Consider the following 26,255-nt stretch of genomic DNA (forward strand, 5'->3'; position numbering starts at 1 on the left):
CTCAGAGTCGGCTGATGAACCCGTGCGTGGCGAGCCAGGCCCTGGCGACGTCGCGCGGTGACTCGTACCCGGCGGACACCTGGCTGTTCAGCTCCAGGATCGTCGGGTAGTCCAGCGCCGCGGAGAGCGGGTCGAGCACCCGGGCCACCTCCGGGGCGCGGTCGTAGGCGTCCCGCCGCAGGGTCGGCACCGGGGTGTAGGTGACGTGGTAGTTGCGGTCGTCCTCGAGCACCTTCAGGCCGAACTGCAGGATCCGCCCGTCGGTGCTGTACACCTCGCCGAACAGACAGACCTGGTCGGCGGTGGACTGGTAGATCAGGTTCTCGTCGATGACCTGCACCCGGTCCGGCGGGATCTCCGCCTCGTAGAGCTGCTGCAGGCCGCGCAGGCCGTCCTCGCGGGAGTGGTACTCGGGCTCGACGCAGATCGTCCCGGGCTGGTCGGACCGCAGGTAGGCGAGCATGTCGCTGATCGTGTTCAGCTGCAGCGCTGCGGCCGGCCCGCCGGCAACGGCGAAGGCGTAGGTGTTGTTGAACCCGCCCGGCCGGAGCCAGACGATGTCGTTGTCGGCCAGATCACGCTGGCGCACCTGGGCGAGCACGTCGGCGTCCGGGATCCGCTCCGGCTCGCGCATGAACGACGCCCATGCGGTGCCGGTGTACTCCCAGTACATCGAGATGTCGCCGTCGAGCAGCGCCTGCCGAGTCTCGTCGGTGCTGCCGAGGTCGCACCGATCGGTGACCGACGCGCCGGCCTCCTCCAGCGCGGCGACGGTGATCTGGCAGAGGACGAGCTGCTCGTCGAAGTCCTTCGAGCCGACGACGTAGGTCTGGCCGGAGAGGTCGGCGGCGGCGGCGAGCGAGCCGGGATTGGCGGGGGGCCCGCAGGCTGCCGTGACGATCAGGGCGGCGAGCACCAGTGCGAGGCGGGAGGAACGTCGGAGAACGGTCGTGCGAGCGAACACGAATGACTTCCCGGGGAGCGAAGGTCGATCACGGAGCGTATAGACGACCATGAACGTCGCTTGCGCGCAACGGGGAGTCTCGAAGTCAGCGACGTATGAAGATGGCTGATAATCGGGGGAAACTACTGATCGTGATTGAAAGCAACCGGACTCGCCGGACGGTTCACGGTTACCCGGAGTGATCGTCGGGCCGGCCGCGGAGCAGGCGCGGACGGGCTCGGGCCGGTAGCGCGGACGTCCGCTGCTGTCGTCCCGGTCACGGAGAGTCGGTTGACCGGGCAGGGGAGTCATGGGACACCCTCGGTCTGGGCGGCCGCTGGATGAAGTAAGCCTCACTTCAGGATTGGCGAGACTGAAGCCACAACGAACCTGAGGGTTCGACGTTGTCCCGCCGCCGCTAACAACTTAGGTTAGACACGCCTAAAGAATGGAGCGGGTGTGCGCCGCACGATGCTGAACGGCAAGATCCACCGGGCCACGGTGACCCAGGCCGACCTGCACTACGTCGGGTCGATCACGATAGACGCGGACCTGATGGCCGCGGCCGACCTGCGCGAGGGCGAGCTCGTGCAGGTCGTGGACATCACCAACGGGGCCCGCCTGGAGACCTACGCGATCACCGGCGAGGCCGGCAGCGGGGTGATCGGCATCAACGGTGCGGCGGCGCACCTGGTGCACCCCGGCGACCTGGTCATCCTGATGAGCTTCGTCGCGCTGGCGGCCGACGAGCTGGCGGCGCACCGGCCGTCGGTGGTGCATGTGGACGAGCGGAACCGGCAGGTCCATCTCGGATCGGACCCGGCGGCTCCGGTGCCCGGCGCACCCGGTCAGCAGTCCGGCCGCTCGCTGGCGCAGGCCTGAGCCGCGGTGCCGACCGCTGAGCTGCCCGGCGCCGCGCTGCCCTACGAGGTCACCGGCCCACCGGACGGCGAACCGCTCGTCATGGTCATGGGCACCGGCGCCTCCGGCCGGGCCTGGCACCTGCACCAGGTCCCCGCGCTGGTCGCGGCCCGGTTCCGGACGATCACGTTCGACGCCCGCGGGGTGGCCGCCACGGCACCCTGCCCCGGCGGGATCACGATCGAGGACATGGTCGGCGACGTCGCCGGCCTGATCGGGCTGCTCGGCGCCGGATCGGCACACGTGGTCGGGACCTCGCTCGGCGCCCGGGTCACCCAGGAGCTGGCCCTGACCCGTCCCGAGCTGGTCCGCTCCGCGGTCGCACTGGCCGCGCACGCCCGGCTCGATCCGGTCCAGCGCGCCTACACCGAGGGCGAGATCGCGCTGATCGACGCCGGCGTCGAGCTGCCCGCCCGGTACCGGGCCGCGGTGGAGGCGGTGCTGAACCTGGCACCGGCCACGCTGGCCGCCGAGCGGACCGCGAACGACTGGCTCGACGTTCTGGAGTTCGCCGCCGGGCGCTCCGGGCCGGGGCTGCGCGCCCAGCTCGCGGTCTCCGGGGCGCTCGGCGACCGGCGCGACGCCTATCGGGACATCCGGGTGCCGCTGCTGGTGGTCGGGTTCGCGCAGGACCGGGTGATCCCGCCCGCGCTCAGCCGGGAGGTCGCCGACGCCGTCCCGGGCGCGGTGTACGCCGAGATCGCCGACGCGGGGCACTACGGCTACCTGGAACGGCCCGAGCAGGTGAACCGGCTGATCGTGGACTTCCTGCTGTCCAACCGGAGGAGAGTGCAGTGCGCGTCGTCGCGTTCGGATACATGACCTGGGGCTGCTGCCCGCCTGAGCCGGTTTCGCGCCGCTCAACTGGACGCTGATCAACGACGAGGCCGAAGTGGGCGTCACCGCGCACACGATGGACGCCGACTTCGACGCCGGCGACGTCCTGCTCAGCGGGTCCACCCCGATCACCGACGACGACACCGTCGTCGACCTGTTCGACCGGCCCCCTGGCGATGTTCGGCCCGATCACCGTCGAGGCGCTGGAGCAGCTGCGGACCGGGACCGCGCGCCCGGTGCCGCAGGACCGGTCCGCGGCGTCGTACTTCCACCGGCGCACCGACCGGGAGAACCGGCTGGACTGGACCTGGCCGGCGCGCGACCTGTTCAACCTGGTGCGCGCCCATGTCGATCCGTACCCGAACGCCTGGTTCGAGCACGAGGGCAGCCGGATCCGGGTGCTGCGGGCCCGGGTCACCGACACCGCCTACGGCGGGACCCCGGCCGGCTCACCCTGCACGAGGGGACCGGCGTGGTCGTGGTGACCGGCCCGGACGCCCGCCGCGGCCGCAATCCCGGACTCTGCCTGGAGCTGCTGCGCATCGCGGACGGCCGGGAGCTGACCGGCCGCGACCTGTTCCCGGTCGCCACCGGCTACCTGGACTGATCCCGCACCAGCAGCACCGCGTCCTTGTGCGGCAGCGCGATCTGCTCCACCGGCCGGAACCCGGCCCGGCGGAAGGCCCGCTGCGCGGCGGTGTTGCGGGCGTCCGGCTCGGCCAGCAGGGCCGAGCCGACACCGCGGCCGTGCTCGCCGGGGGCGATCGCCAGGTGCACGCCGACGTCGTCCGGGGTGGCCGGGAACGCGCGCGCGAGCGGATGCCGCGCCGGGCAGTAGAGCTCGAGGTAGCCGACCGGCCCGGCGCCCGGGTCGCCGGTGCGCTCGGCGAGCAGCGCCGCGGTCCCGCTGCCGGGGCCGTGCCCGGCCAGCTCGCGGGCCCACCGCTCGTCCGGCCACGGCTGGCCGAAGAACCGGGACACCGACGGCGTGCGCATCCATCCGGCGACCAGCCGGACGTCGTCGGGCCGGGCAGCGCCGGGCGCAGCGTGAACCCTCCACAGCGGACCGGCACCGGCGGATCGGCGAGCGCTGCGCCGACGGCGGGTGCCAGCGGGTTCGGGATCCGGTGCCAGGGCGTCGGGTGCAGCTCCGGGCGGCGCCACAGGTGCGGCTCGGTGAGCCAGCGGCCCAGCAGGTCGAGGGCCGGGCCGCCGGACTCGCGGTCCCGCGCGGCGGTGAGCCCGCGGACCAGTCCGGCGAGGCCGTCCGGCCCGGTCCCGGCGTGCTGCCCCGGCCCGGCACCGGTGTGCGGCCCCGGCCCGTTCCCGGTGTGCGGCCCCGGCTCCGGCCGGGCGCCGGTGTCCAGCAGCAGCGCGCTTGACCAGCCGGTGCCGCTCCCGGTCGACCGGATCGCTCATGTCCGGGCCGGTCCACCGGAGATCCTGCACGCCACCAGGTGAGGTTAGCCCACACTATGTCCGGATCCGATCGTCGCGGCCGCAGGATTCGGATCCCGTCTGGCGGGTAGGGCATCTCCGACCGCCACGACGAACCGCCCGGCCGTACCCCCGGCCCGGGCCCGGAGGTGCACCGATGACGAAGCGGACCGACGAGTTCACCGAGGACGATCTCGACCGCCGGCCCGCCAAGGACACGGCGGGCGGACCGACCGCGGTAGCCGTGTCCATGCGGCGCTCGCTGGAGCACATGGGCCCGGTCCGGACCGCCCGGACCCTGCTCGACCTGAACCAGGCCGACGGGTTCGACTGCATGAGCTGCGCCTGGCCCGATCCGGACCCGGGGGAGCGGGCGACCGCCGAGTTCTGCGAGAACGGCGCCAAGGCCGTCGCCGAGGAGGCCACCAAGGCCCGCGCGACCCCGGAGTTCTTCGCCCGGCACAGCGTCGCCGAGCTCGACGCGCACTCCGAGTGGTGGCTCGGCCAGCAGGGCCGGATCACCCACCCGATGGTCCGCCGCCCGGACGCCACCCACTACGAGCCGATCGAGTGGGACGAGGCGTTCCGGCTGATCGCGAGCGAGCTCGACGGCCTGGAGTCGCCGGACGACGCGACGTTCTACACCTCCGGCCGCGCCTCGAACGAGGCCGCGTTCGCCTACCAGCTCTTCGTCCGGGCGTTCGGCACGAACAACCTCCCGGACTGCTCGAACATGTGCCACGAGTCGACGTCGATCGCGTTGCAGGAGTCCATCGGCATCGGCAAGGCCAGCGTCACGCTGCCCGACCTGGTCGGCGCCGACCTCATCGTGATCGCCGGCCAGAACCCGGGCACGAACCACCCGCGGATGCTCACCCAGCTCGAGCACGCGAAGCAGAACGGCGCGACGATCCTCACGATCAACCCGCTGCGCGAGGCGGGCCTGAACCGCTTCAAGAACCCGCAGACGCCGCGCGGGGTCGTCGGCAACGGCACCCAGCTCTCCGACATGCACCTGCCGATCCGGGTGAACGGCGACATCGCGCTGTTCCAGGCGATCGGCTCGCTGCTCGTCGAGTGGGACGCGCTGGACCATCCCTTCCTGGAGCGGTACACGCACGGCTTCGAGCAGTGGCGCGAGCACGTCGCCGACATCGACTGGGACGTCGTCACCGACGCGACCGGGCTGACCCGCGCGCAGATCACCGACGCCGCCGCGCTGCTGCGGGACTCCCGCAAGACGGTCTTCTGCTGGGCGATGGGCCTGACCCAGCACCGCAACGGCGTCGCCACGATCAAGGAGCTCGTCAACCTGGCGCTGGCCCAGGGCAACATCGGCAAGCCTGGCGCCGGCCTGTTCCCGGTGCGCGGCCACTCCAACGTGCAGGGCGACCGCACGATGGGCATCTGGGAGCGCGTCCCGCAGAGCTTCCTCGACTCGTTGGAGCGCGAGTTCGGCTTCGACCCGCCCCGCGAGCACGGCTTCGACACCGTCGACAGCATCCGCGCGATGCGCGACGGCAAGGTGCAGGTCTTCGTCGGCCTCGGCGGGAACTTCCTGCAGGCCGCGCCGGACACCGACGTCACCGCCGCCGCCCTGCGAAACACCCTGCTCAGCGTGCAGATCTCGACCAAGCTCAACCGCTCGCACCTGGTCGGCGGGCGCACCGCGCTGATCCTGCCCACCCTCGGGCGCACCGAGAAGGACGTGCAGGAGTCCGGGCCGCAGTTCGTCACCGTCGAGGACTCGACCTGCTCGGTGCACAGCTCCCGCGGACCGCTGAAGCCGGCGAGCCCGCACCTGCGCTCCGAGGTCTCGATCATCACCGGGATCGCCGAGGCCACCCTCGGCGACCGCTACGGCATCGACTGGGCCGGCATGCGCGCCGACTACCGGCGCATCCGGGACCACATCTCCCGGGTCGTCCCCGGCTGCGAGAGCTACGAGGTCAACGCCCGGCGCCCGGGCGGCTTCATCCTGCCGCACCCGCCGCGCGACTCCCGTACCTTCGACACCGAGTCGGGCCGCGGCGAGTTCGAGGTGTCGCCGATCGACGTCGTGCAGGTCCCCGACGGGCACCTGCTGCTGCAGACGCTGCGCAGCCACGACCAGTTCAACACCACCATCTACGGCTACTCGGACCGTTACCGCGGCATCGAGGGCGGCCGGCACGTGGTGTTCGCCCACCGCGAGGACATCGCCGCCCTCGGTTTCGCCGAGGGCGACCGGGTCGACCTGGTCACCCGCTGGGAGGGCGACGAGCACGTCCGCTGCGCGCGGGGCTTCCGCCTGGTCTCCTACGACGTGCCGCGGGGCACCGCCGCCGCCTACTACCCGGAGACGAACCCGCTGGTCCCGCTGGACGCGACCGCGCTGAAGAGCAACCAGCCGGCGTCGAAGTCGGTGGTGGTCCGGCTGACCGTCGCCGGTGAGGTCGACTGCGACCCGTCGGGCGCGCAGGGCGCCGTCGGCGGGGACTGGCTGCACAAGTCCGATCCCGAGCCGGCGCACCTGTCCTGATCGGGCGGGTGTGAACTGCGCGCGCCTCCCTCCCGGCGGTGAGCCGACCTCGGTCACAGACCGGGCGGCCGCCGCGGAGCACGCTGGGCGCAGCGCAACGCAGGAGGGCATCGACGTGGATGCAGTGCACAGAGTGGAGACGGTCGACACACCGGCCGCCGGGTCCGATGCCGAGTAGCGGCCTGATCCGGAGGGACGCCGTGCCCGCCGGGTCCACCTAAGAGACCGCCGCCCGGGCACTCAGGAGGCTCAGCGACACCGGGGCGGTCCGCCGCCCCCGGCGGCACGTCCGGATCGAGGACCCGGGCCTGCTGCGGTCGCTCGCCGCGATCCCGGGCGAACGACCACTGGCTGAGGAGATCGCCGTGCGCACACCTGCCGTGCGGTCCTCGGAAGGAGCACGATCGGATGCCTGACGGGACGAGCTTCCTGAGCGGGGTCCGGGTCCTGGACGTCACCGGGGCGCTGGCCGGCCCCTACTGCACCACGATCCTGTCCGACCTCGGCGCGGAAGTGATCAAGGTCGAGCCGGTGCAGGGTGACTCGCTGCGCCGCAGGCTGGTGGGCGACGAACAGGCTCCGCTGCCGTTCGACCTCATCCATCGCGACAAGCGCAGCCTGGCCGTCGACATCAAGTCCAAGCGCGGCCGGGACCTGGTCAAGGCGCTCGCCGCCCGGTCCGACGTGCTGGTGGAGAACTTCCGCGTCGGCGCGCTGGCGAAGCAGGGCCTGTCCTACGACGACCTCAAGGGTGACTGCCCGGACCTGGTCTACTGCTCGATCTCCGGATTCGGTCAGTTCGGCCCGATGCGGGACGCGAAGGGGATCGACCTGGTCGCGCAGGCCTACGGTGGCCTGCTCAGCGTGACCGGGAGCCCGGGCGGCGGGCTCGCCAAGGCCGGCTACCCGATCGGCGACCTGGGCACCGGGATGTGGGGCGCGATCGGCGTCCTGGCCGCGCTGCACCGGGCCCGCGCCGGGCACGGCGGCGCGCACGTCGACGTCTCGCTCGCCGACACCATCGCGGGCTGGTCGCTGTGGGAGGTCGCCGACTTCGTCGGGACGGGCGAGGCACCCGGTCCACTGGGCACCGCGCACCGGCTGACGGCACCCTACGAGTCCTTCACCTGCGGCGACGACGGCGTCCTGGTCATCGGGGCGACCGAGCGGTCCTGGCGGGACCTGTGCGACGTCCTCGCGATCGACCTCCACGACGACCCCCGGTTCCAGGGCGAGTACGCCCGCTTCGTCCACCGCGGCGAGCTCGCCGCGCTGCTCCAGGAACGGTTCGTCACCGCCGACCGGGACACCTGGATCGAGCGGCTCCGCGCGGCCGGCGTGCCCTGCGGCCCGGTCAACGACATCCCCCGGATGCTCGACGACCCCCAGTACGACGTCCGCGGGATGTTCCCGTCCGACGTCGCCGCGTTCGGGCACCGGCGGATGGTGAACACACCGTTGATCGCCGACGGTGCGCCCCGGGCCAGGGGCCGGGCGCCCTCGGTCGGCGCGGACACCGCGGACCTGCTGCGCGAGATCGGGTACGACGACGCCGGGATCGCGGCGCTCGCGACCGATCACGTGGTCGGCGGGGCATGATCCGGCTGGCCGTCGCGGACCGGGTCACCCGGCTGACGATCGACCGGCCCGCCAAGCGCAACGCCCTGACCGGCGCGATGTGGGCGAGCCTGCACGCACACCTGGCCACCCTCGACGCCCGCGACGATCTCGCCGCGGTCGTGGTGTCCGGGACCGGGGGCAGCTTCTCGGCGGGCGCGGACCTCGGTGAGCTGCGTGGGGCCGACCCCGGCGAGGCCGCGGAGCTGCGCGAGCTCGCCGAAGCCACGGTCGCGATGCTGTGCGACCTCACCCCGCCGACCCTCGCCGCGATCGACGGTCCCTGCCTGGGCGCGGGCGTCAGCCTGGCGCTGGCCTGCGACGTCCGGGTGTGCTCGCCGCGCTCGGCGTTCGGGATCCCCGCCCTGCGCCACGGCCTGGTCTACGAGGAGGCCCACCTGCGGCGCCTGGTGCACGTCGTCGGCGCCGGGGCCGCGGCTCTGCTGCTCTACGGCGACCAGCGGTGGACCGCTGACGAGGCCCTCCGCCACGGGCTCGTGCAGCGCTGCGGCACCGACGTCGACGCGGAGATCGACCGGATCGTGGGCGTGCTGGGTGCCGCGCCCGCCGAGGCCGTCGTCTCGACGGCGGCGGCCATCAGAGGGGTGGGGCGGTGGACCTGAAACCGAGCGGGGCACGATCGGCCGTGGCCGGCGGGATCGGTCTCGCCGTGGGCCGGATCCTCCGCTCCCCGGCGGAAACCGGGGCAGCGCCCAGCACCTGCGCGCCGGTACCGGTGCGCGCCGACGACTCGACGAGGAGCTGACGGATGGACGTCACAGGAACGACCATCCCGGCGGAAGGGCCGGTCGCGCTGGTCACCGGCGGCGGATCCGGGATCGGCGAGGCCGTCTGCCGGCTGCTCGCCGCCCGCGGGCACCGGGTGGCGGTGGCCGACCTGGACGCCACCCGCGCGAAGGACGTGGCCTCCTCCCTGGACGGGGCGACCGGGTACGCGATCGACGTCACCGACTCCACGGCCGTGGGGGAACTCGTCGCGACGGGTCCTGCGGCACACCGGTCGCCTCGACGTGGTGGTGGCCGCCGCGGGCGTCGACGACCCGGAGACCAAGGTCGTGCTCGCGGAGCAGATGGAACGCGGCGAGGGGATCCTGCGCACCCCGGACATCACCGACGAGGCCTGGCGGGCGATGTTCGCGGTCAACCTCGACGGCGTCTTCCACACCGTGCGGGCGGCGGCCCGGGCGATGCTGCCCGCCGGTCGCGGCGCGATCGTCACCATCGCGTCCGGCGCGGCCCACGAGGCCACCCCATCGACGAGGAACTCCGCGCCGAGCGCGGCTGGACCGCCGAGCAGATCGACTCCTACTGGCTTGCGGGCGAGCGCCCGGCCACCCCCATGTGGATCGACGAACGCTCCTACCCCACCCCCTGAACCCCGCACTGCCCCGACCGCCACACACCGGCTCGCCCCGCCGCACACCCGCTGCAGCAGGTGTGCGGGGGGCCACCGGGTGTGCACCGGGGTCAGGGCGGTGGCGACGTTCGTGCCGCCGGCGCACCTGTCCCGACCGTGCGAACCGCGCGAGCCCCTCCGCCGCTAGCGTTGCGCGGTGGATGTCGAGGCGTGGGTGCGGCACTTCGAGCGGAACGCGACGCGGGCCGACGACATCGACGCCGACCGGGTGGACCCGTGCCTGCTCGACGAGCGGCGCCGGGCGGCGTTCGTCCGCTCCTTCCAGCGCTTCGAGCTGGCCGAACGCAGCGACGGCAGGCACGTGCTCGCCGCGGCCCGGCGGGTCGGTGACGAGCGCTACACCCACGCGCTGGGCCTGCTGGTCGCCGAGGAGTGCCGGCACTCGGCGATGTTCGGCGCGGGCCTGCGCCGGCTGGGCGGGGAACCCCTGGCGCGGCACTGGTCGGACCGGGTGTTCACGATGCTGCGGCGGGCCTGCGGTCTGCGCACCGAGCTCTGCCTGTTCCTGGTCGCCGAGTCCGTCTCACTCGACTACTTCGACGCGCTGGCCGCCGCGGCACCCGATCCGGTGCTGCGGGCCGTCGGAGCGCGGGTCGCCGCCGACGAGCGCAACCACCTGCGCTTCCAACTCGCCCGGATCACCCACGACCGGCCCGCTGCCGCGCCGCTGCGGTGGGCGGCACGGACGGCGCTGCTCGCCGTCGGGATCGGTGCGGCGGTCGTCGTGGCGGTCGACCACCGGGCCGCGCTGCGCGCCTGCGGCCGCCATCCGGGCCGGTACGCCGCCCGGGCGATCCGCACCCTGCGACACCAGCTCCGGGCGGCGTTCCCCGGCGTGCCGGACCCGCTCGGTCCGCTGCCGCTGCCGCAGGTGCCGGGCGACGGTGACCGTGCCGTCGGCTGAACACGACGCCGGGCCCGCCGGAGGTGGACCCGACGACAATCGGCCCCTCACCCGGTCTGACCAGGTGAAGGGCCGATTGTCGTCAGGCACGGAGTGTGCCCCCGGCAGGATTCGAACCTGCGCTCCCGCCTCCGGAGGGCGGTGCTCTATCCCCTGAGCTACGGGGGCCGTGCAACGTGCAGAACACTACCCCACCCCGCGGACGCCCGGCCGCGGGGGTGCCCGCCGGGCCGGGCCCGCGGACCGGCTGCCCACCGGAGGCCACGCGCGGTCACCTCCTAGAATCGTGCCGGTGAATCCCGACGTGCTCGCCGACCTGGTCCGTGACGTCGCGCGGGACGTGCTGACCCGACGCGGCCTGGACGTCTCGGCGCTGCCCGCCGACGGGGGTGTCGAGCGGCCCCGCAATCCCGAGCACGGCGACTACGCCACCAACATCGCGCTGCGCACCGCGAAGAAGGCCGGCGTGAACCCGCGCGAGCTCGCCGGCTGGCTGGCCGAGGAGCTGACCACCCGGGACGGCATCGCGAGCGCCGAGATCGCCGGGCCCGGGTTCATCAACCTGCGGCTCGCCGCCGACGCGCAGGGCGCGATCGTCGGCGAGGTGCTCGCGGCCGGTCCGGCGTACGGCACCGGCGACGAGCTCGCCGGCCGCAACGTGAACCTGGAGTTCGTGTCCGCCAACCCGACCGGTCCGCTGCACCTGGGCGGCGCCCGGTGGGCGGCGGTCGGCGACGCGCTCGGCCGGGTGCTGTCCGCGCGCGGCGCGAAGGTCACCCGGGAGTACTACTTCAACGACGCCGGCGCGCAGATCGACCGGTTCGTCGCCTCCCTGGTCGCCGCGGCGCAGGGCGAGCCGGCCCCGGAGAACGGCTACGGCGGCGCCTACGTCGGGGAGATCGCGCAGCGGGTCCTCGCCGCCGAGCCGGGCGTGCTGGAGCTGGAGCCGCAGCGCCGGGACGAGGCGTTCCGCCGGGTCGGCGTCGGCTTCATGTTCACCGAGATCAAGGAACGGCTGGCCGACTTCGGCACCGAGTTCGACGTCTGGTTCCACGAGCAGTCGCTGCACGAGTCCGGGGCCGTCGAGGCCGCGGTGGCCGCGCTCAAGGAGAACGGCTCGCTCTACGAGGCCGACGGTGCCTGGTGGCTGCGTTCCACCGACCAGGGCGACGACAAGGACCGGGTGGTCATCAAGTCCGACGGCCGCCCCGCCTACATCGCGGGCGACATCGCCTACCTGCGGGACAAGCGGGCCCGCGGCTTCGACCTGTGCATCTACATGCTCGGCGCGGACCACCACGGCTACGTGGCCCGGCTCAAGGCGGCCGCGGCCGCCTTCGGCGACGACCCGGCCGTGGTCGAGGTGCTGATCGGGCAGCTGGTGAACCTGGTCAAGGACGGCAAGCCGGTCCGGATGAGCAAGCGCGCCGGCACCGTCGTCACGATGGACGACCTGGTCGACGCGGTCGGTGTCGACGCGGCCCGGTACTCGCTGATCCGCTCGTCGGTGGACTCGGCGCTGGACATCGATCTCGACCTGCTGGCCAGTCGCACCAACGAGAACCCCGTCTTCTACGTGCAGTACGCGCACGCCCGCCTGGTGTCGCTGGCCCGCGGCGCCGCCGATCTCGGCATCGACCAGGGCGACGGCTTCGGCCTGCTCGACCACCCCCGCGAGGGCGACCTGATCCGCACCCTCGGCGAGTTCGGCGATGTCGTCCGCTCCGCCGCGGAGCTGCGCGAGCCGCACCGGGTCGCCCGCTACCTCGAGCAGCTGGCCGGGGCGTACCACAAGTTCTACGACTCCTGCCGCGTCCTGCCCCAGGGCGACGAGGACGTCACCGACCTGCACCGGGCCCGGCTGGCGCTGTGCGCCGCCACCCGCCAGGTGCTCGCCGCCGGCCTCGGCCTGCTCGGCGTGAGCGCGCCGGAACGGATGTAGTGCGATGAGAGCCCACCCCGCAGGCCCGATGCACGCCGGCCTGACCCCCGCGCCCGAGTCCGCCGGGCCGCGTCCCGGGTCGGCCGCGGAGCTGGACCACCTGGCCCCCGCCGTGTGGCCGCGCAACGCCGAGCGCGGCGCGGACGGCGCGCTGACCGTCGCCGGTGCCGACGTCCGCGATCTCGCCCGGGAGCACGGCACCCCGCTGTTCGTGCTCGACGAGGACGACTTCCGGTCCCGCTGCGCCGAGTTCGCCGCCGCGTTCGGGGCCGGCTCGGTGCACTACGCCGCCAAGGCTTTCCTGTGCACCGAGGTCGCCCGCTGGGTCGCGCAGGAGGGCCTGTCGCTGGACGTCTGCTCCGGCGGCGAGCTCGCCGTGGCCCTGCGCGCGCAGTTCCCGCCGGAGCGGATCGCGTTGCACGGCAACAACAAGTCCACCGACGAGCTGATCGCGGCCGTCGACGCCGGGGTCGGCGGGATCGTGCTGGACAGCTTCGACGAGATCGCCCGGCTGGACGCCGTCGCCGCCGAGCGGGGCCGCACCGCGCGGGTGCTGATCCGGCTCACCGTCGGCGTCGAGGCGCACACCCACGAGTACATCGCGACCGCACACGAGGACCAGAAGTTCGGCTTCTCCATCGCAGGTGGCGCCGGTTCCGACGGGAAGGACTCCGCGGCGCTGGAGGCCGCCCGCCGGGTGATCGGCTCCCGGCACCTGGAGCTGGTCGGGCTGCACTCGCACATCGGCAGCCAGATCTTCGAGACCGAGGGCTTCGAGGCGGCCGCCCGCCGGGTCGTGAAGGTGCTCGCTGACCTGCACACCGAGCACGGCACGGACAACCTCGCCGCGCTGCGCACGCTGGACCTGGGTGGCGGCATCGGCATCGCCTACCGCCCGGCCGACACCCCGCTGTCGATGCCCGCGCTGGCCGAGGAGCTGCGCTCGATCGTCAAGCGGGAGTGCGCCGCCGCCGGGCTGGACGTCCCGGGCATCGCCGTCGAGCCCGGCCGGGCGATCGCCGGGCCCGGCACCGTCACCCTCTACGAGGTCGGGACGATCAAGGACGTGCCGCTCGGCGGCTACACCCGCCGCTACGTCAGCGTCGACGGCGGGATGAGCGACAACATCCGCACCGCGCTCTACGACGCCGAGTACGACGTCCGGCTGGTGTCCCGCTCGTCGGAGCGCGACAGCATCCCCGACGGCGACGAGCCGGTGCTGTCGCGGGTGGTGGGCAAGCACTGCGAGTCCGGCGACATCGTCGTCCGCGACTGCTGGCTGCCCGCCGACCTCGCGCCGGGCGATCTGCTGGCCGTCGCCGCGACCGGCGCGTACTGCTACACCATGGCGTCCGGGTACAACCGGCTGCCGCGGCCCGCCGTCGTCGCGGTGCGCGAGGGCGCCGACCGGACACTGCTGCGCCGCGAGACACTGGAGGACCAGTTCCGGTTCGAGGTGTGAGCACCCGGGCGTGAGAACGGCCACCCGGCGTGTCCGGGACCGGCCTGACCAGGAATGATCGGCGCCCGCTGGAGCGGGTGCGGTACGCGAGGAGGGCTTGTGGCGAGGGGTGAGAGCGGGGCCGTCCGGGTCGCGTTGCTGGGCTGCGGCACCGTCGGCACCGAGGTGGTCCGGCTGATCACCGACCAGGCCGCGGACCTGACCGCGCGGGTCGGGACCCCGGTCGAGCTGGTCGGCGTCGCCGTCCGCAGGCCGCACCGGCACCCGTGGCTGACCGAGAACTTCGGTCACCTGGTCACGACCGACGCGGGCGCCCTCGTCGCGCGCGACGACGTCGACGTCGTCGTCGAGGTGATCGGTGGCATCGAGCCGGTCCGCGGCTGGCTGCTGGAGGCGCTGAAGGCGGGCAAGTCGGTGGTCACCGCGAACAAGGCGCTGCTCGCCGAGGACGGCCCGACGCTGGCCGAGGCGGCCGACGCGTCCGGCGCCGATCTGTACTTCGAGGCCGCCGTCGCCGGGGCGATCCCGCTGCTGCGCCCGCTGCGCGAGTCGCTGGCCGGGGACCGGATCACCCGGGTCGCCGGGATCGTCAACGGCACCTCGAACTTCATCCTGTCCGCGATGGCCTCCGGCGGCACCTCCTACGGCGACGCGCTGGAGGAGGCCACCCGGCTCGGCTACGCCGAGGCCGACCCGAGCGCCGACGTCGACGGCTACGACGCCGCGTCCAAGGCCGCGATCCTGGCGACGCTCGCCTTCCACACCCGGATCACCGCCTCCGACGTGCACCGCGAGGGGATGCGCGGGGTCAGCTCCGCCGACGTCGCCGCGGCGCGCCGGCTCGGCTGCACGATCAAGCTGCTGGCCATCTGCGAGCGGGTCGTCGACGAGGCCGGGACGGAGTCCGTCTCCGCCCGCGTCTACCCGGCGATGGTGCCCGACTCGCACCCGCTGGCCCGGGTCGACGGCGCGTTCAACGCGGTGTTCGTCGAGGCCGAGGCGGCCGGCCAGCTGATGTTCTACGGCCAGGGCGCCGGCGGCGCGCCGACCGCGTCGGCGGTGCTCGGCGACCTGGTCGCGGTCGCCCGCAACCGGGTCGGCGGCGGCCGCGGGCCGCGCGAGTCCGCGTACGCCAGCCTGCCGGTGCGCGCGATCGGCGAGGTCCCGACCCGCTACCACGTCGATCTCGAGGTCGCCGACCGCGAGGGCGTGCTGGCCGCGATCGCCGGCGAGTTCGCCCGCCAGGGCGTCTCGATCGCCGCGGTGCGCCAGACCGGCGGGATCAACGGCTCGATCGACAGCACCGCGCGCGCCGACGACGCCGGGCCCGGCCCGGCCCGGCTGACCGTCGTCACGCACTCGGCGCGCGAGGCGGCACTGTCCGCGACGGTCGCCGCGCTCGCCGATCTCGACCACGTGATCGGCGTGGTCGGGGTGCTCCGGGTGGAGGGTCTGGGCCGCGCGGTCAGTGCGCTGGGCATGGGCGAGTGACGGTGCGGACCCAGAACACGGTGCGATCCGGCTGTTGCCGGCCGAACAGGGGAGGCGACCGGCGATGACCGGCAGCGTGCACAACGTCCGGGGCCCGGCCGCCGGCGGCCCGACCCCGGCGGTCCAGGCGACCGGCGCAGTGGCGCCCCCGCCGCCCGGGCACTGGCCCGGCGTCGTCGAGGCGTACCGGGACCGGATGCCGGTGCAGCCGGACTGGACCGTCGTCACCCTCGGCGAGGGCGGGACGCCGCTGCTGCCCGCCCCGCGGCTGTCCGAGCGGACCGGTTGCCAGGTGTTCCTCAAGGTCGACGGCGCCAACCCGACCGGGTCGTTCAAGGACCGCGGGATGACGATGGCGGTCACCGCCGCGCTCGCCGACGGCAAGCAGAGCGTGCTCTGCGCCTCCACCGGCAACACCTCGGCGTCGGCCGCGGCGTACGCGACCCGGGCCGGGATGACCTGCGCGGTGCTGGTCCCGCGCGGCAAGATCGCGCTCGGCAAGCTGGCCCAGGCGGTCGCGCACGGCGCCCGGATCCTGCAGATCGACGGCAACTTCGACGACTGCCTGGAGCTGGCCCGCAAGACGACCGCCGACTATCCGGCGATCGCGCTGGTCAACTCGGTGAACCCGACCCGGATCGCCGGGCAGGCGTCCGCCGCCTACGAGATCTGCGACCAGCTCGGGCAGGCACCGGACATCCACTGCCTGCCGGTCGGCAACGCCGGCAACATCACCGCGTACTGGAAGGGCTACCGCGGCTACCACTCCGACGGGCTGATCTCGGAGCTGCCGCGGATGTTCGGCTACCAGGCGGCCGGCGCCGCGCCGCTGGTGCACGGCGCCCCGGTGAAGGAGCCGGAGACGGTGGCGACCGCGATCCGGATCGGCGCGCCGGCGTCCTGGCGCGGCGCGACCACCGCCCGCGACGAGTCGAACGGCCGGTTCGCCGCCGTCACCGACGACGAGATCCTGGCCGCCTACCGGCTGCTGTCCGCCGAGGAGGCGGTGTTCGTCGAGCCGGCGTCCGCGGCGAGCGTCGCCGGCCTGCTGCAGTCCAGCGCGGACGGCACGCTGCCGAAGGGGTCGCTGGTGGTCTGCACGGTGACCGGGCACGGCCTGAAGGACCCGGACTCGGCGCTGCTCACCGCGCCCGATCCGGAGATCGTGCCGATCGATCCCGGCGCCGTCGCGGCGGCCCTCGAGCTGGCCTGATGGGTCGTCCGACACGGGTCCGCGTCCGGGTTCCGGGGTCCACGGCCAATCTCGGGCCCGGCTTCGACTCGCTCGGGATGGCGCTCGGGCTCTACGACGAGATCGAGGTCGAGACGTTCGACAGGCCCGGCCTGTTCGTCGACGTCGCGGGGGAGGGCTCCCGGCACGTCCCGCGGGACGAGCGGCATCTGGTCCTGCGCGCGATGCGCCAGGCGTTCGACCTGTTCGGCGGGTCCGACCCGGCGGCGGCGCCGGCCGGCCTGCGGCTGCGCTGCACGAACGCGATCCCGCACTCGCGCGGACTGGGCAGCTCGGCGGCCGCCGCGGTCGCCGGTGTCACCGCCGCGGCCGTGCTCTGCGGGCGGGACGCGGCGCTGGAGCGCGACGCGCTGCTGCAGCTCTCGGCCGGGATGGAGGGCCACGCGGACAACGCGGCGGCCAGCCTGATGGGTGGTTTCGTCGTCGCCTGGGAGTCCTCCGGGGCGGCCCGCCGGTTCCACGCCGAGAAGCTGGACGTGCACCCGGACGTGCACCCGGTCGCGTTCGTCGCGGGCACCGAGTCGTCCACGAAGACCACCCGCGGCCTGCTGCCGGAGGCCGTCCCGCTGGCCGACGCGGCGTTCACCGGCAGCCGGTGCGCGCTCGCGGTGCTGGCGATGACCCGGCGCCCCGATCTGCTGCTGGACGCGACCGAGGACCGGCTGCACCAGCCCTACCGGCGGGCCGCGTACCCGGCGTCGTTGCAGCTGGTCGAGGACCTGCGCCGGCACGGCGTGCCGGCGGCGATCTCCGGGGCCGGGCCGACGGTGCTGGCGCTGACCTCGGACGGATCGGTGCCCGACGCCGTCGACACCGGCGGTTTCGCGGTGCTGCCGCTGCCGGTGGACACCGTCGGGGTCCGGGTCGACGTCTCCTGAGCAGCGGGAATGCGCCGGCCGCCCGGCTCGTTGACACCAGTGGCGTGACGTACACGACCGCGATCGGCGGACTCGCCGGGTGGGGGTTGTTGCCGCCCGCGAGCGATACGTCTAGTCTCGGCGCTGTACGGCGATCCACGCGACATCCGCGTAGTCTGCAGCCGGGCCCGCTCGCCCGATCTCCTTTCTGACTGGACTCGGAATCCCGAACGGGCGGCCTGACACCCGCGACGTCGTCGTGGTGCTCCATTTTGTGAATGCTGCCGGTGCGGCTCACCCGCGCCGGTCAAGCGCGTGACATCCCCTGACCTGGACAGGACAACCGGGTCGGTCAGGAAGGAACTCTGTGAGCGAGACCGATCTCGCCGGAACCGGGACCGCATCGAACGAGGCGGCGCCCCGCCGTCGCGGCGGCCTGTCCGGCATGGTGCTGGCGGAACTGCGTCAGCTGGCCACCGAGCTGAACGTCCCGGACATCTCCGGCATGCGTAAGGGCGACCTGATCGCGGCCATCAAGGAGCGTCAGGGCGGTGCCGCGACCCCGGCCCGGAAGTCGAAGGCCAAGCCTGCGGCGACCGGGTCCGACGGTGCCGACACCCCCCAGCTCCCCCTGGGCGACACCGCTGCGGCCCCCGAGCCGGCCGCGAAGCCCGCCGCCGAGGCCACCGCCGCGCCTGCGGCCGAGCCCGCTGCGGGGTCCGCCTCGAACGGTGCCGCCGAGCAGGCCGAGGCGCCCGCGCCGCGTACCCGCCGCCGTCGTGCGGCGACCCGGGCGGCCGGTGCCCCGGAGTCGGCCGCCGAGCCGGCCGCCGCGGAGCAGGCCGGCACCCCGGCCGCGGCCGCGGAGTCGCCCGCCGCGGCGGCGGTCGCGGAGCTGACCCCGGCCGCCCCGGCCGAGGCCCCCGCGAAGCCGGAGCCGTCCGGTGAGGACCGCAAGGCCGACCGCAACGACGACGGGCAGGAGGGCGGCGGCCGCCGGTCCCGCACCCGTCGTCGCGGTGGCCAGGGCGACGACGCACCCGCCCAGCGCGACGCAGGTCAGAAGGACGCCCAGCCGGACTCCGGCGACGACTCCCGCGACGGCGGCCGGGGCGGCCGCAACCGGGACAACGACGGCGGCGGCCGCGGCGGGCGCAACAACCGCAACGCCGACAACCGCGGTGACGGCCGGAACGAGGACGGGGGCCGCGGCGGCCGGAACAACCCGGGCCGCAACGGCGGCGGCAACTCCCAGAACCCGGGCAACGCCGCCAATGCCGGGAACACCGGGAACGCGGCGAACGCCGGCGGCTACGACGACGACGATGACGACGGTGACGGCCGCGGCCGCCGCGGCCGCCGGTTCCGGGACCGCAGGCGCGGCCGGGACCGCGAGCGTGGGGGCGGCGGCGGCAACGTCGACACCGAGATCCGCGACGACGACGTGCTGCTGCCGGTCGCCGGGATCGTCGACATCCTCGACAACTACGCGTTCGTCCGGACCACCGGCTACCTGTCCGGCCCGACCGACGTGTACGTGTCGATGTCGATGGTGCGCAAGAACGGCCTGCGCCGCGGCGACGCGATCACCGGCGCCGTCCGCCAGCCCCGCGAGGGCGAGCAGCAGCGGCAGAAGTTCAACCCGCTGGTGCGGGTGGACACGATCAACGGCCGGGACCCGGAGTCCGCCCGCAACCGGCCCGAGTTCACCAAGCTGACCCCGCTCTACCCGAACGAGCGGCTCCGCCTGGAGACCGACCCGACCCAGCTGACCACCCGGGTCATCGACCTGGTCATGCCGGTCGGCAAGGGGCAGCGCGCGCTGATCGTCTCCCCGCCGAAGGCCGGCAAGACCACGGTCATGCAGGCCATCGCGAACGCGATCACCACGAACAACCCCGAGTGCCACCTCATGGTCGTCCTGGTCGACGAGCGGCCGGAGGAGGTCACCGACATGCAGCGGTCGGTGAAGGGCGAGGTCATCGCCTCCACCTTCGACCGCCCGCCGTCGGACCACACCACGGTCGCGGAGCTCTCGATCGAGCGCGCCAAGCGCCTCGTCGAGATGGGCCACGACGTGGTCGTCCTGCTGGACAACATCACCCGCCTCGGCCGGGCCTACAACCTGGCCGCGCCGGCGTCCGGCCGGATCCTCTCCGGCGGTGTCGACTCGACCGCGCTGTACCCGCCGAAGCGGTTCCTCGGCGCGGCCCGCAACATCGAGGACGGCGGCTCGTTGACGATCTTCGCCACGGCGCTGGTGGAGACTGGGTCCACGATGGACACGGTGATCTTCGAGGAGTTCAAGGGCACCGGCAACGCCGAGCTCAAGCTCGACCGCAAGATCGCCGACAAGCGCGTCTTCCCGGCGATCGACGTGGGCGACAGCAGCACCCGCAAGGAAGAGCTGCTGATGTCGCCGGACGAGCACGCCGTCATGGTGAAGCTCCGCCGCGTCCTCGCCGCGCTGGACGACCAGCAGGCGATCGACCTGGTGCTCGACCGGCTGAAGAAGACCAAGACCAACATCGAGTTCCTGATGCAGGTCGCCAAGAACACCCCCGGCAAGGACGACGACTGACGACCCCCGGGCCCCGGTGGGAATTCCGTCGGGGCCCGGGTGGTTGAATGGCACGTCAGCTTCCCGGCTCCGGTTCACCCTGCGGAAGCAGGGACCCGGCGGCCACCGAGAGGAGATCCCATGCGCGAGGGCGTTCACCCTCAGTACGTCGACACCCAGGTCACCTGTGGTTGCGGCAACCAGTTCACCACCCGCAGCACGAAGTCGAACGGTGCGATCACCGTCGAGGTCTGCTCGGCCTGCCACCCGTTCTACACGGGCAAGCAGAAGATCCTGGACTCCGGCGGCCGCGTGGCCCGCTTCGAGGCCCGTTACGGGAAGCGTCAGCGCGCCAACCAGTAGCCACCGTCACGGCGCCCGTCCCCTCGCCCCGCGCGAGGAGGCGGGCGCCGTTTCGCGTTCCCAGCCCGCTCCCGCGACGGAGGACCTCATGACCAGCCAGTCGGTCGACGCGCTGCTCGACGAGCACGCCGAGCTGGAGCAGCGTCTCGCCGACCCCGGCGTACTCGCCGACCAGGCCCAGGCCCGCAAGCTCGGCCGCCGCTACGCCCAGCTCGGCCCGATCGTGACCACCGCGAACGAGCTGGCGCGGGTCCGGGCCGACCGGGATGCCGCCCGCGAGCTCGCCGCCGAGGACCGGACGTTCGCCGCCGAGGCGGACACCCTCGACACCCGCGTCGTCGAGCTGGAGACGGCGCTGACCGAGCTGCTCGTGCCGCGCGACCCGCACGACTCCGACGACGTCCTGATGGAGGTCAAGTCCGGCGAGGGCGGCGAGGAGTCCGCGCTGTTCGCCGGGGACCTGGTCCGGATGTACACCCGGTACGCCGAGTCCCGCGGCTGGAAGGTCGAGCTGCTCGGCGCCACGCCGTCGGACCTGGGCGGGTTCAAGGACGTGACGCTGTCGGTGCGCGGCCGGGACCCGGCCGACGGGGTCTGGGCGTCGCTGAAGTTCGAGGGCGGCGTGCACCGCGTGCAGCGGGTCCCGGTCACCGAGTCGCAGGGCCGCATCCACACCTCCGCGGCCGGAGTCCTGGTGTTCCCCGACACCGACGAGACGCCGGACGTCGAGATCGACGATAAGGACATCCGGGTCGACGTGTACCGCGCCTCCGGGCACGGCGGGCAGAGCGTCAACACCACCGACTCCGCCGTCCGGATCACCCACCTGCCCACCGGCATCGTCGTGACCTGCCAGAACGAGCGTTCCCAGCTGCAGAACAAGGCGCGCGCGATGGACGTGCTGCGGGTCCGGCTGCAGGCGAAGGCGGAGGCGGAGGCGGCGGCCGCCGCCTCGGAGTCGAGGCGCTCGCAGGTCCGCACCGTCGACCGGTCGGAGCGGATCCGCACCTACAACTTCCCGGAGAACCGGATCTCCGACCACCGGGTCGGGTTCAAGGCGCACAACCTGTCCTCGGTCCTCGACGGCAACCTGACCGACGTCGTCGCCGCCCTGGTGGCCGCGGAGCGCGCCGAGGCGATGGCCGGCACCGCCGCCGGCGCCGGCCAGGGGGGAGACGGCGCGGCGTGATCGGTCCGGTCGTCCCCCGCCCGTGTGATCCCGCCGTCGCGTTGCGCCCCGGGCACGGCCACGACCCGGAGAATGGCGCCGTGACCAGGGGACTCGGGTGAGCAGGCAGCCGCTGCGGGTGGCGATCGCGGAGGCCGAGCGGACGCTGGCCGCCGCCGGGGTCGCGTCCCCGCGGGTTGACGCCGAGCTGCTCGCCGCGCACGTCCTCGGCGCGCAGCGCTCGACGCTGCCGATGATCCCGCTGGTGGACCCGGACGTGGTGGCACACCTGCAGGCCCTCGCGACCCGCCGCGCCACCCGGGAACCGTTGCAGCACATCCTCGGCACTGCCGTGCTCGGACCGGTCGAGGTGGCCGTGGGGCCGGGGGTGTTCACCCCGCGCCCGGAGACCGAGTTGCTCCTCGAGTGGGGCCTTGGGGCGCTGCGGGACGTGCGGCGCCCGGTGGTGCTCGACCTGTGCACGGGCTCCGGCGCGCTCGCGCTGGCCTTCGCGGCGTCCCGCCCGGACGCCGTGGTGCACGCGCTGGAGGCCGATCCGGCCGCGCTGTCCTGGACCCGGCGCAACCTCGACGCGCACGTCCGCGCCGGTGGGCGCCCGGTGACCCTGCACGTCGCCGACGTCCGCTGGCCGGACCTGCTGATCGAGCTCGAGGCCGGGGTCGACCTGGTCGTCTGCAACCCGCCCTACGTCCCCGACGGCACGCCGGTGCCGCCCGAGGTCGAGCGCTGGGACCCGCCCGGCGCGGTGTTCGGCGGGCCGGACGGCACCGAGATCATCCAGGCCGTGGTGCGCGGGGCCACCGGCTGGCTGCGGCACGGCGGGGCGCTGGCGATCGAGCACGACGACACCCACGGGGAGTCGGTGCCCGCGCTGCTGCGCCGGCGGCGGACCCTCGCCGACGTCACCGAGCACCACGACCTGAACGGCCGGCCGCGCTTCGTGACCGCCCGGCGCGTCCCGAACCACTGAGCTGCGCCCGCCGCGCCTGCTCTGCCCCGCCCCGCGCCGCGCCCGTCCTGCCCCACCGCGCCACGTCCTGCTGCGCCCCGCCCTGCCCCGCTGCGCCGGGCTCTGCCGCGCCGCGCCGCCTCACTCCGCCCCGCCGGTTGAGGGCCCCGCTCCGAGTCGGAGCCTGTCACTCGTCGAGATGCAGATCAGCGCGATTTGTTGATCTTTCCGGTGCGCTGAGCTGCATCTCGACGCACCGCGAGCGAGCCCGGCCCCGCCCCGCAACGGGGACGGTCGTATTGTCGCGAACCGTGAGCGCACCCCAGACCCAGCCGCTGTTCGACTGCAGCGACCCGAGCGAGCGTCGCCGTGGATTGGCCGCTGCCGCCCGGGCCGTCCGTGCCGGGGAGCTGGTCGTGATGCCGACCGACACGGTGTACGGCATCGGGTGTGACGCGTTCAACGGCACCGGTGTGCGGAGCCTGCTGGCCGCGAAGCGGCGCGGCCCGGACATGCCGGTCGGCGTGCTCGTCGGGTCCTGGACGACGATCGACGGCCTGGTCACCAGCGTTCCGCAGGCCGCACGGGCGCTGATCGAGGCGTTCTGGCCGGGCGAGGTGTCGCTGGTGCTGGAGCACGCGCCGTCGTTGGCCTGGGATCTCGGCAGTACCCGCGGCACCGTGATGCTGCGGATGCCGCTGCACCCGGTCGCGCTGGAGCTGCTGCGCGAGGTCGGCCCGATGGCGGTGTCGAGCGCGAACACCTCGGGCAACCCGCCGGCGTCGAACGTGACGGAGGCGATCACCCAGCTCGCCGGGAACGTCCAGGTGTACCTGGACGGCGGTCCGTCCGGTGATCCGGTCGCCTCGACGATCGTCGACCTGACCGGCGCCCGCCCGCGGATGCTGCGCGAGGGCGGGGTCTCGGCCGACCAGGTCGAGGAGGTCGTCGGCCAGGAGATCGACCGGACCTGAGCCGCGCAGGTGTGATCGCCCCGTCAGGGGCGCAGCCAGGGACGACGGGTACCGGTAGCGTGCCCGGGGTGAGTGAGCAGACCTTCTGGGGCCCGGACTTCACCGCACTGCAGCAGCAGGATCCCGAGATCGCCGGGGTCGTGCTGGACGAGCTGGACCGCCTACGCGGCGGAGTCCAGCTCATCGCGAGCGAGAACCTGACCAGCCCTGCGGTGCTGGCCGCACTCGGGTCGACGTTGTCCAACAAGTACGCCGAGGGTTACCCCGGCCGCCGGTACTACGGCGGCTGCGGTGTGGTGGACCAGGCGGAGAACATCGGCAACGCGCGCGCCAAGGAGCTGTTCGGCGCCGAGCACGCCAATCTCCAGCCGCACTCCGGCGCGAGCGCGAACCTCGCCGCCTACGCCGCGTTCGCCAAGCCCGGCGACACCGTGCTGGCGATGGACCTCAAGCAGGGCGGCCACCTGACGCACGGCAGCAAGGTCAACTTCTCCGGCCTCTGGTTCAACGCGGTGTCCTACCTGGTCCGTGAGGACACCGAGATCATCGACTACGACCAGGTCCGCGACCTGGCGAAGCAGCACCAGCCGAAGATCATCATCGCCGGCGCCACGGCGTACCCGCGGCTGATCGACTTCAAGATCTTCCGGGAGATCGCCGACGAGGTCGGCGCCAAGCTCATGGTCGACGCCGCGCACTTCATCGGCCTCGTCGCCGGGCAGGCGATCCCGTCCCCGGTGCCCTACGCCGACGTCGTCACCGCCACCACGCACAAGGTGCTGCGCGGCCCGCGCGGCGGCATGGTGCTCTGCCGCGAGGAGCACGCCAAGGCGATCGACAAGGCGGTGTTCCCGTTCTCGCAGGGCGGGCCGCTGATGCACGCCGTCGCCGCGAAGGCCGTCGCGATGAAGGAGGCCGCGCAGCCGGAGTACCAGGCGTACGCGCGGCAGGTCATCGCCAACGCCCAGGCGCTCGCCAAGAGCCTGGAGGCCGAGGGCATGCGGGCCGTCTCCGGCGGCACCGACAACCACCTCGCGCTGCTCGACCTGCGGCCGATCGGCGTCACCGGTGGGGAGGCCGAGACCCGCTGCGACCGGGCCGGGATCACCCTGAACAAGAACGCGATTCCGTACGACCCGGCGCCGCCGATGAAGCCCTCGGGCATCCGGGTGGGCTCGCCGAGCGTCACCACCCAGGGCATGACCGAGGCCGACATGGCCGAGGTCGGCAGCCTGCTGGCGCGCGCGGTGAAGGCCGAGCACGACACCCCGGCCGGCGACGCCGAGCTGCGCGACGTCGCCGAGGCGGTCACCGCGCTCGTCTCCCGGGCACCGGCCTACCCTCGGGGGTGACCCGAGCCCCGAGGCGGACCGGAGAGGCGTACCCGACGTGCCGGTGGACCAGCTGAGCTACGGACTCCCGATCCGCGAGTTCCTGCTCGTCGGTCTGGTCTCCGCCGTCGTCACGCTGCTGCTGACCGGCCCGGTCCGGATGCTGGCCCTCAAGGCCGGCGCGGTCGCCTGGCCGCGGGGACGGGACGTGCACGTCACCCCGACCCCGCGGTGGGGCGGCCTCGCGATGTTCGGCGGGGTGCTCGCCGGGCTGCTGCTGGCGCTCTCCCTGCCCGCGTTGCGGCTCGCCTACTTCGAGGGCAGCTCCGAGGTGATGGGCGTCGTCGTCGCGACCGGGCTGCTGGTCGGGGTCGGCCTGCTGGACGACCGCTTCGATCTCGACGCGATCACCAAGTTCGCCGCCCAGGTGACCGCGGGCGGGCTGCTGGTGCTCTACGGCGTGCAGTGGACGACGCTGTGGATCCCGCTCGGCGGCGGCGGCACCGGGATCTCCGGCTCGACGCTGATCCTCGGCCAGGGGCAGTCGGTGCTGCTGACGGTGCTGCTCACCGTCGCGCTGGTGAACGCGATGAACTTCGTCGACGGCCTGGACGGGCTCGCCGGCGGGATCGGGCTGATCACCACGCTGGCCACCGCGGTGTTCTGCGTCGGGCTGATCAGCGAGAACGGCAACGCGCCTGCGGCGTTCGGGCCGGCGCTGATCGCCGTCGTACTGGCCGGGGCCTGCCTGGGCTTCCTGCCGCACAACTTCCATCCGGCCCGGATCTTCATGGGCGACACCGGCTCGATGATGGTCGGGGTGATGCTGTCCGCGGCGATCACCGCCGCCTCCGGCCGGGTCATCCCGGACGAGGAGACCTCGGCGAGCGACTTCCTCGCGCTGGTCGCCCCGCTGATCGTGCTCGTCGGGATCGTCTTCATCCCGGTGCTCGACCTGCTGATGGCGGTGATCCGCCGGACCCGTGCCGGGACCAGCCCGTTCAGCCCGGACAAGATGCACCTGCACCACCGGCTGCTGCAGCTCGGGCACAGCCACCGACGCGCGGTGCTGCTGGTGTACCTGTGGGCGGCGGTGCTCGCCTTCGGTGCGGTCGCGCTCGCCCTGGTCGACGAGACCGGCGTGGTGCTGGCGGCGATCGGGATCGCGCTGGTCGTCGCGTTCCTCGCGTCCGCGGTGCCGCACCTGGCCCGCACCCGCAGCGCGGCGACCGCCGGGCCGGCCGCATCGGCTTCTGCCGGGCCGGCC

General features: G+C 73.6%; 22 protein-coding genes, 1 tRNA gene and 3 pseudogenes. 23 read left to right on the forward strand and 3 right to left on the reverse strand.

The genetic code is table 11. The features are described from left to right. Position 1: 1 nt before the first annotated feature. Positions 2-916: a glycine betaine ABC transporter substrate-binding protein gene (locus ACVJO7_RS15795; protein ID WP_491673497.1), complete on the reverse strand. Its 915-nt coding sequence runs from the start codon at positions 914-916 to the stop codon at positions 2-4. 486 nt (positions 917-1,402) lie between these two features. Here ACVJO7_RS15795 and panD point away from each other — a divergent pair, with 486 nt between their 5' ends. The 5 genes and pseudogenes from panD to ACVJO7_RS15820 all read left to right on the forward strand — a co-directional run bounded on the left by panD (position 1,403) and on the right by ACVJO7_RS15820 (position 3,308). Further along, entirely contained in the window at positions 1,403-1,825 is a 423-nt protein-coding gene (gene panD, locus ACVJO7_RS15800; RefSeq protein ID WP_491673498.1) for an aspartate 1-decarboxylase, read from the forward strand. 6 nt (positions 1,826-1,831) lie between these two features. After that, the gene (locus tag ACVJO7_RS15805) at positions 1,832-2,686 is read left to right on the forward strand and encodes an alpha/beta fold hydrolase (RefSeq protein WP_491673499.1); all 855 of its coding nucleotides are present in this window, start codon (positions 1,832-1,834) and stop codon (positions 2,684-2,686) included. Between the two features lie 37 nt (positions 2,687-2,723). Then, positions 2,724-2,855: pseudogene (locus ACVJO7_RS15810) on the forward strand (formyltransferase family protein); the annotation flags it as partial. Between the two features lie 22 nt (positions 2,856-2,877). Next, the gene (locus ACVJO7_RS15815) at positions 2,878-3,186 is read left to right on the forward strand and encodes a hypothetical protein (protein ID WP_491673500.1); all 309 of its coding nucleotides are present in this window, start codon (positions 2,878-2,880) and stop codon (positions 3,184-3,186) included. Then, a complete protein-coding gene (locus tag ACVJO7_RS15820; RefSeq protein ID WP_491673501.1) occupies positions 3,174-3,308 on the forward strand; it encodes a hypothetical protein in 135 nt (44 codons plus the stop codon). The genes ACVJO7_RS15815 and ACVJO7_RS15820 overlap by 13 nt, the downstream gene beginning before the upstream one ends. Here ACVJO7_RS15820 and ACVJO7_RS15825 read toward each other — a convergent pair. Next, complete coding sequence (locus tag ACVJO7_RS15825; RefSeq protein ID WP_491673502.1) at positions 3,296-4,120, reverse strand: GNAT family N-acetyltransferase; 825 nt, start codon at positions 4,118-4,120, stop codon at positions 3,296-3,298. The genes ACVJO7_RS15820 and ACVJO7_RS15825 overlap by 13 nt on opposite strands. Before the next feature lie 175 nt (positions 4,121-4,295). Between ACVJO7_RS15825 and ACVJO7_RS15830 the strand changes: the two genes are divergently transcribed. From ACVJO7_RS15830 to ACVJO7_RS15855, 6 genes and pseudogenes are all read left to right on the forward strand, one after another. Then, the gene (locus tag ACVJO7_RS15830) at positions 4,296-6,659 is read left to right on the forward strand and encodes an FdhF/YdeP family oxidoreductase (RefSeq protein ID WP_491673503.1); all 2,364 of its coding nucleotides are present in this window, start codon (positions 4,296-4,298) and stop codon (positions 6,657-6,659) included. A gap of 408 nt (positions 6,660-7,067) precedes the next feature. Continuing rightward, the gene (locus tag ACVJO7_RS15835) at positions 7,068-8,258 is read left to right on the forward strand and encodes a CaiB/BaiF CoA transferase family protein (RefSeq protein ID WP_491673504.1); all 1,191 of its coding nucleotides are present in this window, start codon (positions 7,068-7,070) and stop codon (positions 8,256-8,258) included. Beyond that, positions 8,255-8,899, forward strand: a complete 645-nt coding sequence (locus ACVJO7_RS15840) for an enoyl-CoA hydratase/isomerase family protein (RefSeq protein ID WP_491673505.1) — start codon at positions 8,255-8,257, stop codon at positions 8,897-8,899. Before ACVJO7_RS15835 ends, ACVJO7_RS15840 begins: the two co-directional genes overlap by 4 nt. A 146-nt stretch (positions 8,900-9,045) precedes the next feature. Beyond that, positions 9,046-9,267: pseudogene (locus tag ACVJO7_RS15845) on the forward strand (SDR family NAD(P)-dependent oxidoreductase); the annotation flags it as partial. 16 nt (positions 9,268-9,283) lie between these two features. Further along, positions 9,284-9,841: an SDR family NAD(P)-dependent oxidoreductase gene (locus tag ACVJO7_RS15850; protein ID WP_491673629.1), complete on the forward strand. Its 558-nt coding sequence runs from the start codon at positions 9,284-9,286 to the stop codon at positions 9,839-9,841. Between the two features lie 9 nt (positions 9,842-9,850). Beyond that, on the forward strand, positions 9,851-10,618 hold the full coding sequence (locus tag ACVJO7_RS15855) for a hypothetical protein (RefSeq protein ID WP_491673506.1): 768 nt from the start codon (positions 9,851-9,853) through the stop codon (positions 10,616-10,618). A 96-nt stretch (positions 10,619-10,714) separates the two neighbouring features. On the opposite strand, the gene ACVJO7_RS15860 is transcribed toward ACVJO7_RS15855, so the two are convergent. Then, positions 10,715-10,786, reverse strand: a tRNA-Arg gene (locus tag ACVJO7_RS15860). Positions 10,787-10,910: 124 nt separating this feature from the next. Between ACVJO7_RS15860 and argS the strand changes: the two genes are divergently transcribed. The 12 genes and pseudogenes from argS to ACVJO7_RS15920 form a co-directional block, all read left to right on the forward strand. Beyond that, positions 10,911-12,560 carry an arginine--tRNA ligase gene (gene argS, locus ACVJO7_RS15865; protein ID WP_491673507.1) on the forward strand — a complete coding sequence of 550 codons (1,650 nt, stop codon included), beginning with the start codon at positions 10,911-10,913 and terminating at the stop codon, positions 12,558-12,560. A gap of 4 nt (positions 12,561-12,564) precedes the next feature. Beyond that, positions 12,565-14,022, forward strand: a complete 1,458-nt coding sequence (lysA, locus tag ACVJO7_RS15870; RefSeq protein ID WP_491673508.1) for a diaminopimelate decarboxylase — start codon at positions 12,565-12,567, stop codon at positions 14,020-14,022. Between the two features lie 99 nt (positions 14,023-14,121). Then, on the forward strand, positions 14,122-15,513 hold the full coding sequence (locus tag ACVJO7_RS15875; RefSeq protein WP_491673509.1) for a homoserine dehydrogenase: 1,392 nt from the start codon (positions 14,122-14,124) through the stop codon (positions 15,511-15,513). Between the two features lie 64 nt (positions 15,514-15,577). Then, the gene (gene thrC, locus ACVJO7_RS15880) at positions 15,578-16,726 is read left to right on the forward strand and encodes a threonine synthase (protein WP_491673510.1); all 1,149 of its coding nucleotides are present in this window, start codon (positions 15,578-15,580) and stop codon (positions 16,724-16,726) included. Then, positions 16,726-17,643, forward strand: coding sequence for a homoserine kinase (gene thrB / locus ACVJO7_RS15885; protein WP_491673511.1), 918 nt, complete (start codon positions 16,726-16,728; stop codon positions 17,641-17,643). Before thrC ends, thrB begins: the two co-directional genes overlap by 1 nt. 346 nt (positions 17,644-17,989) lie before the next feature. Continuing rightward, a complete protein-coding gene (gene rho, locus ACVJO7_RS15890; protein ID WP_491673512.1) occupies positions 17,990-20,203 on the forward strand; it encodes a transcription termination factor Rho in 2,214 nt (737 codons plus the stop codon). A gap of 120 nt (positions 20,204-20,323) precedes the next feature. Further along, complete coding sequence (gene rpmE / locus ACVJO7_RS15895; protein WP_344024406.1) at positions 20,324-20,545, forward strand: 50S ribosomal protein L31; 222 nt, start codon at positions 20,324-20,326, stop codon at positions 20,543-20,545. Positions 20,546-20,633: 88 nt separating this feature from the next. After that, positions 20,634-21,734 carry a peptide chain release factor 1 gene (gene prfA / locus ACVJO7_RS15900; protein ID WP_491673513.1) on the forward strand — a complete coding sequence of 367 codons (1,101 nt, stop codon included), beginning with the start codon at positions 20,634-20,636 and terminating at the stop codon, positions 21,732-21,734. Between the two features lie 97 nt (positions 21,735-21,831). Continuing rightward, positions 21,832-22,704 (forward strand): peptide chain release factor N(5)-glutamine methyltransferase, encoded by an 873-nt coding sequence (gene prmC / locus ACVJO7_RS15905; RefSeq protein WP_491673514.1) that lies wholly within the window; start codon positions 21,832-21,834, stop codon positions 22,702-22,704. A 290-nt stretch (positions 22,705-22,994) separates the two neighbouring features. After that, positions 22,995-23,657, forward strand: a complete 663-nt coding sequence (locus tag ACVJO7_RS15910; protein WP_344024411.1) for an L-threonylcarbamoyladenylate synthase — start codon at positions 22,995-22,997, stop codon at positions 23,655-23,657. 68 nt (positions 23,658-23,725) lie between these two features. Beyond that, positions 23,726-25,009, forward strand: coding sequence for a serine hydroxymethyltransferase (glyA, locus tag ACVJO7_RS15915; protein ID WP_491673515.1), 1,284 nt, complete (start codon positions 23,726-23,728; stop codon positions 25,007-25,009). Positions 25,010-25,046: 37 nt separating this feature from the next. Further along, positions 25,047-26,213: pseudogene (locus ACVJO7_RS15920) on the forward strand (glycosyltransferase family 4 protein); the annotation flags it as partial. Positions 26,214-26,255: the final 42 nt, after the last annotated feature.

This window comes from Pseudonocardia sp. DxW (assembly GCF_058448985.1).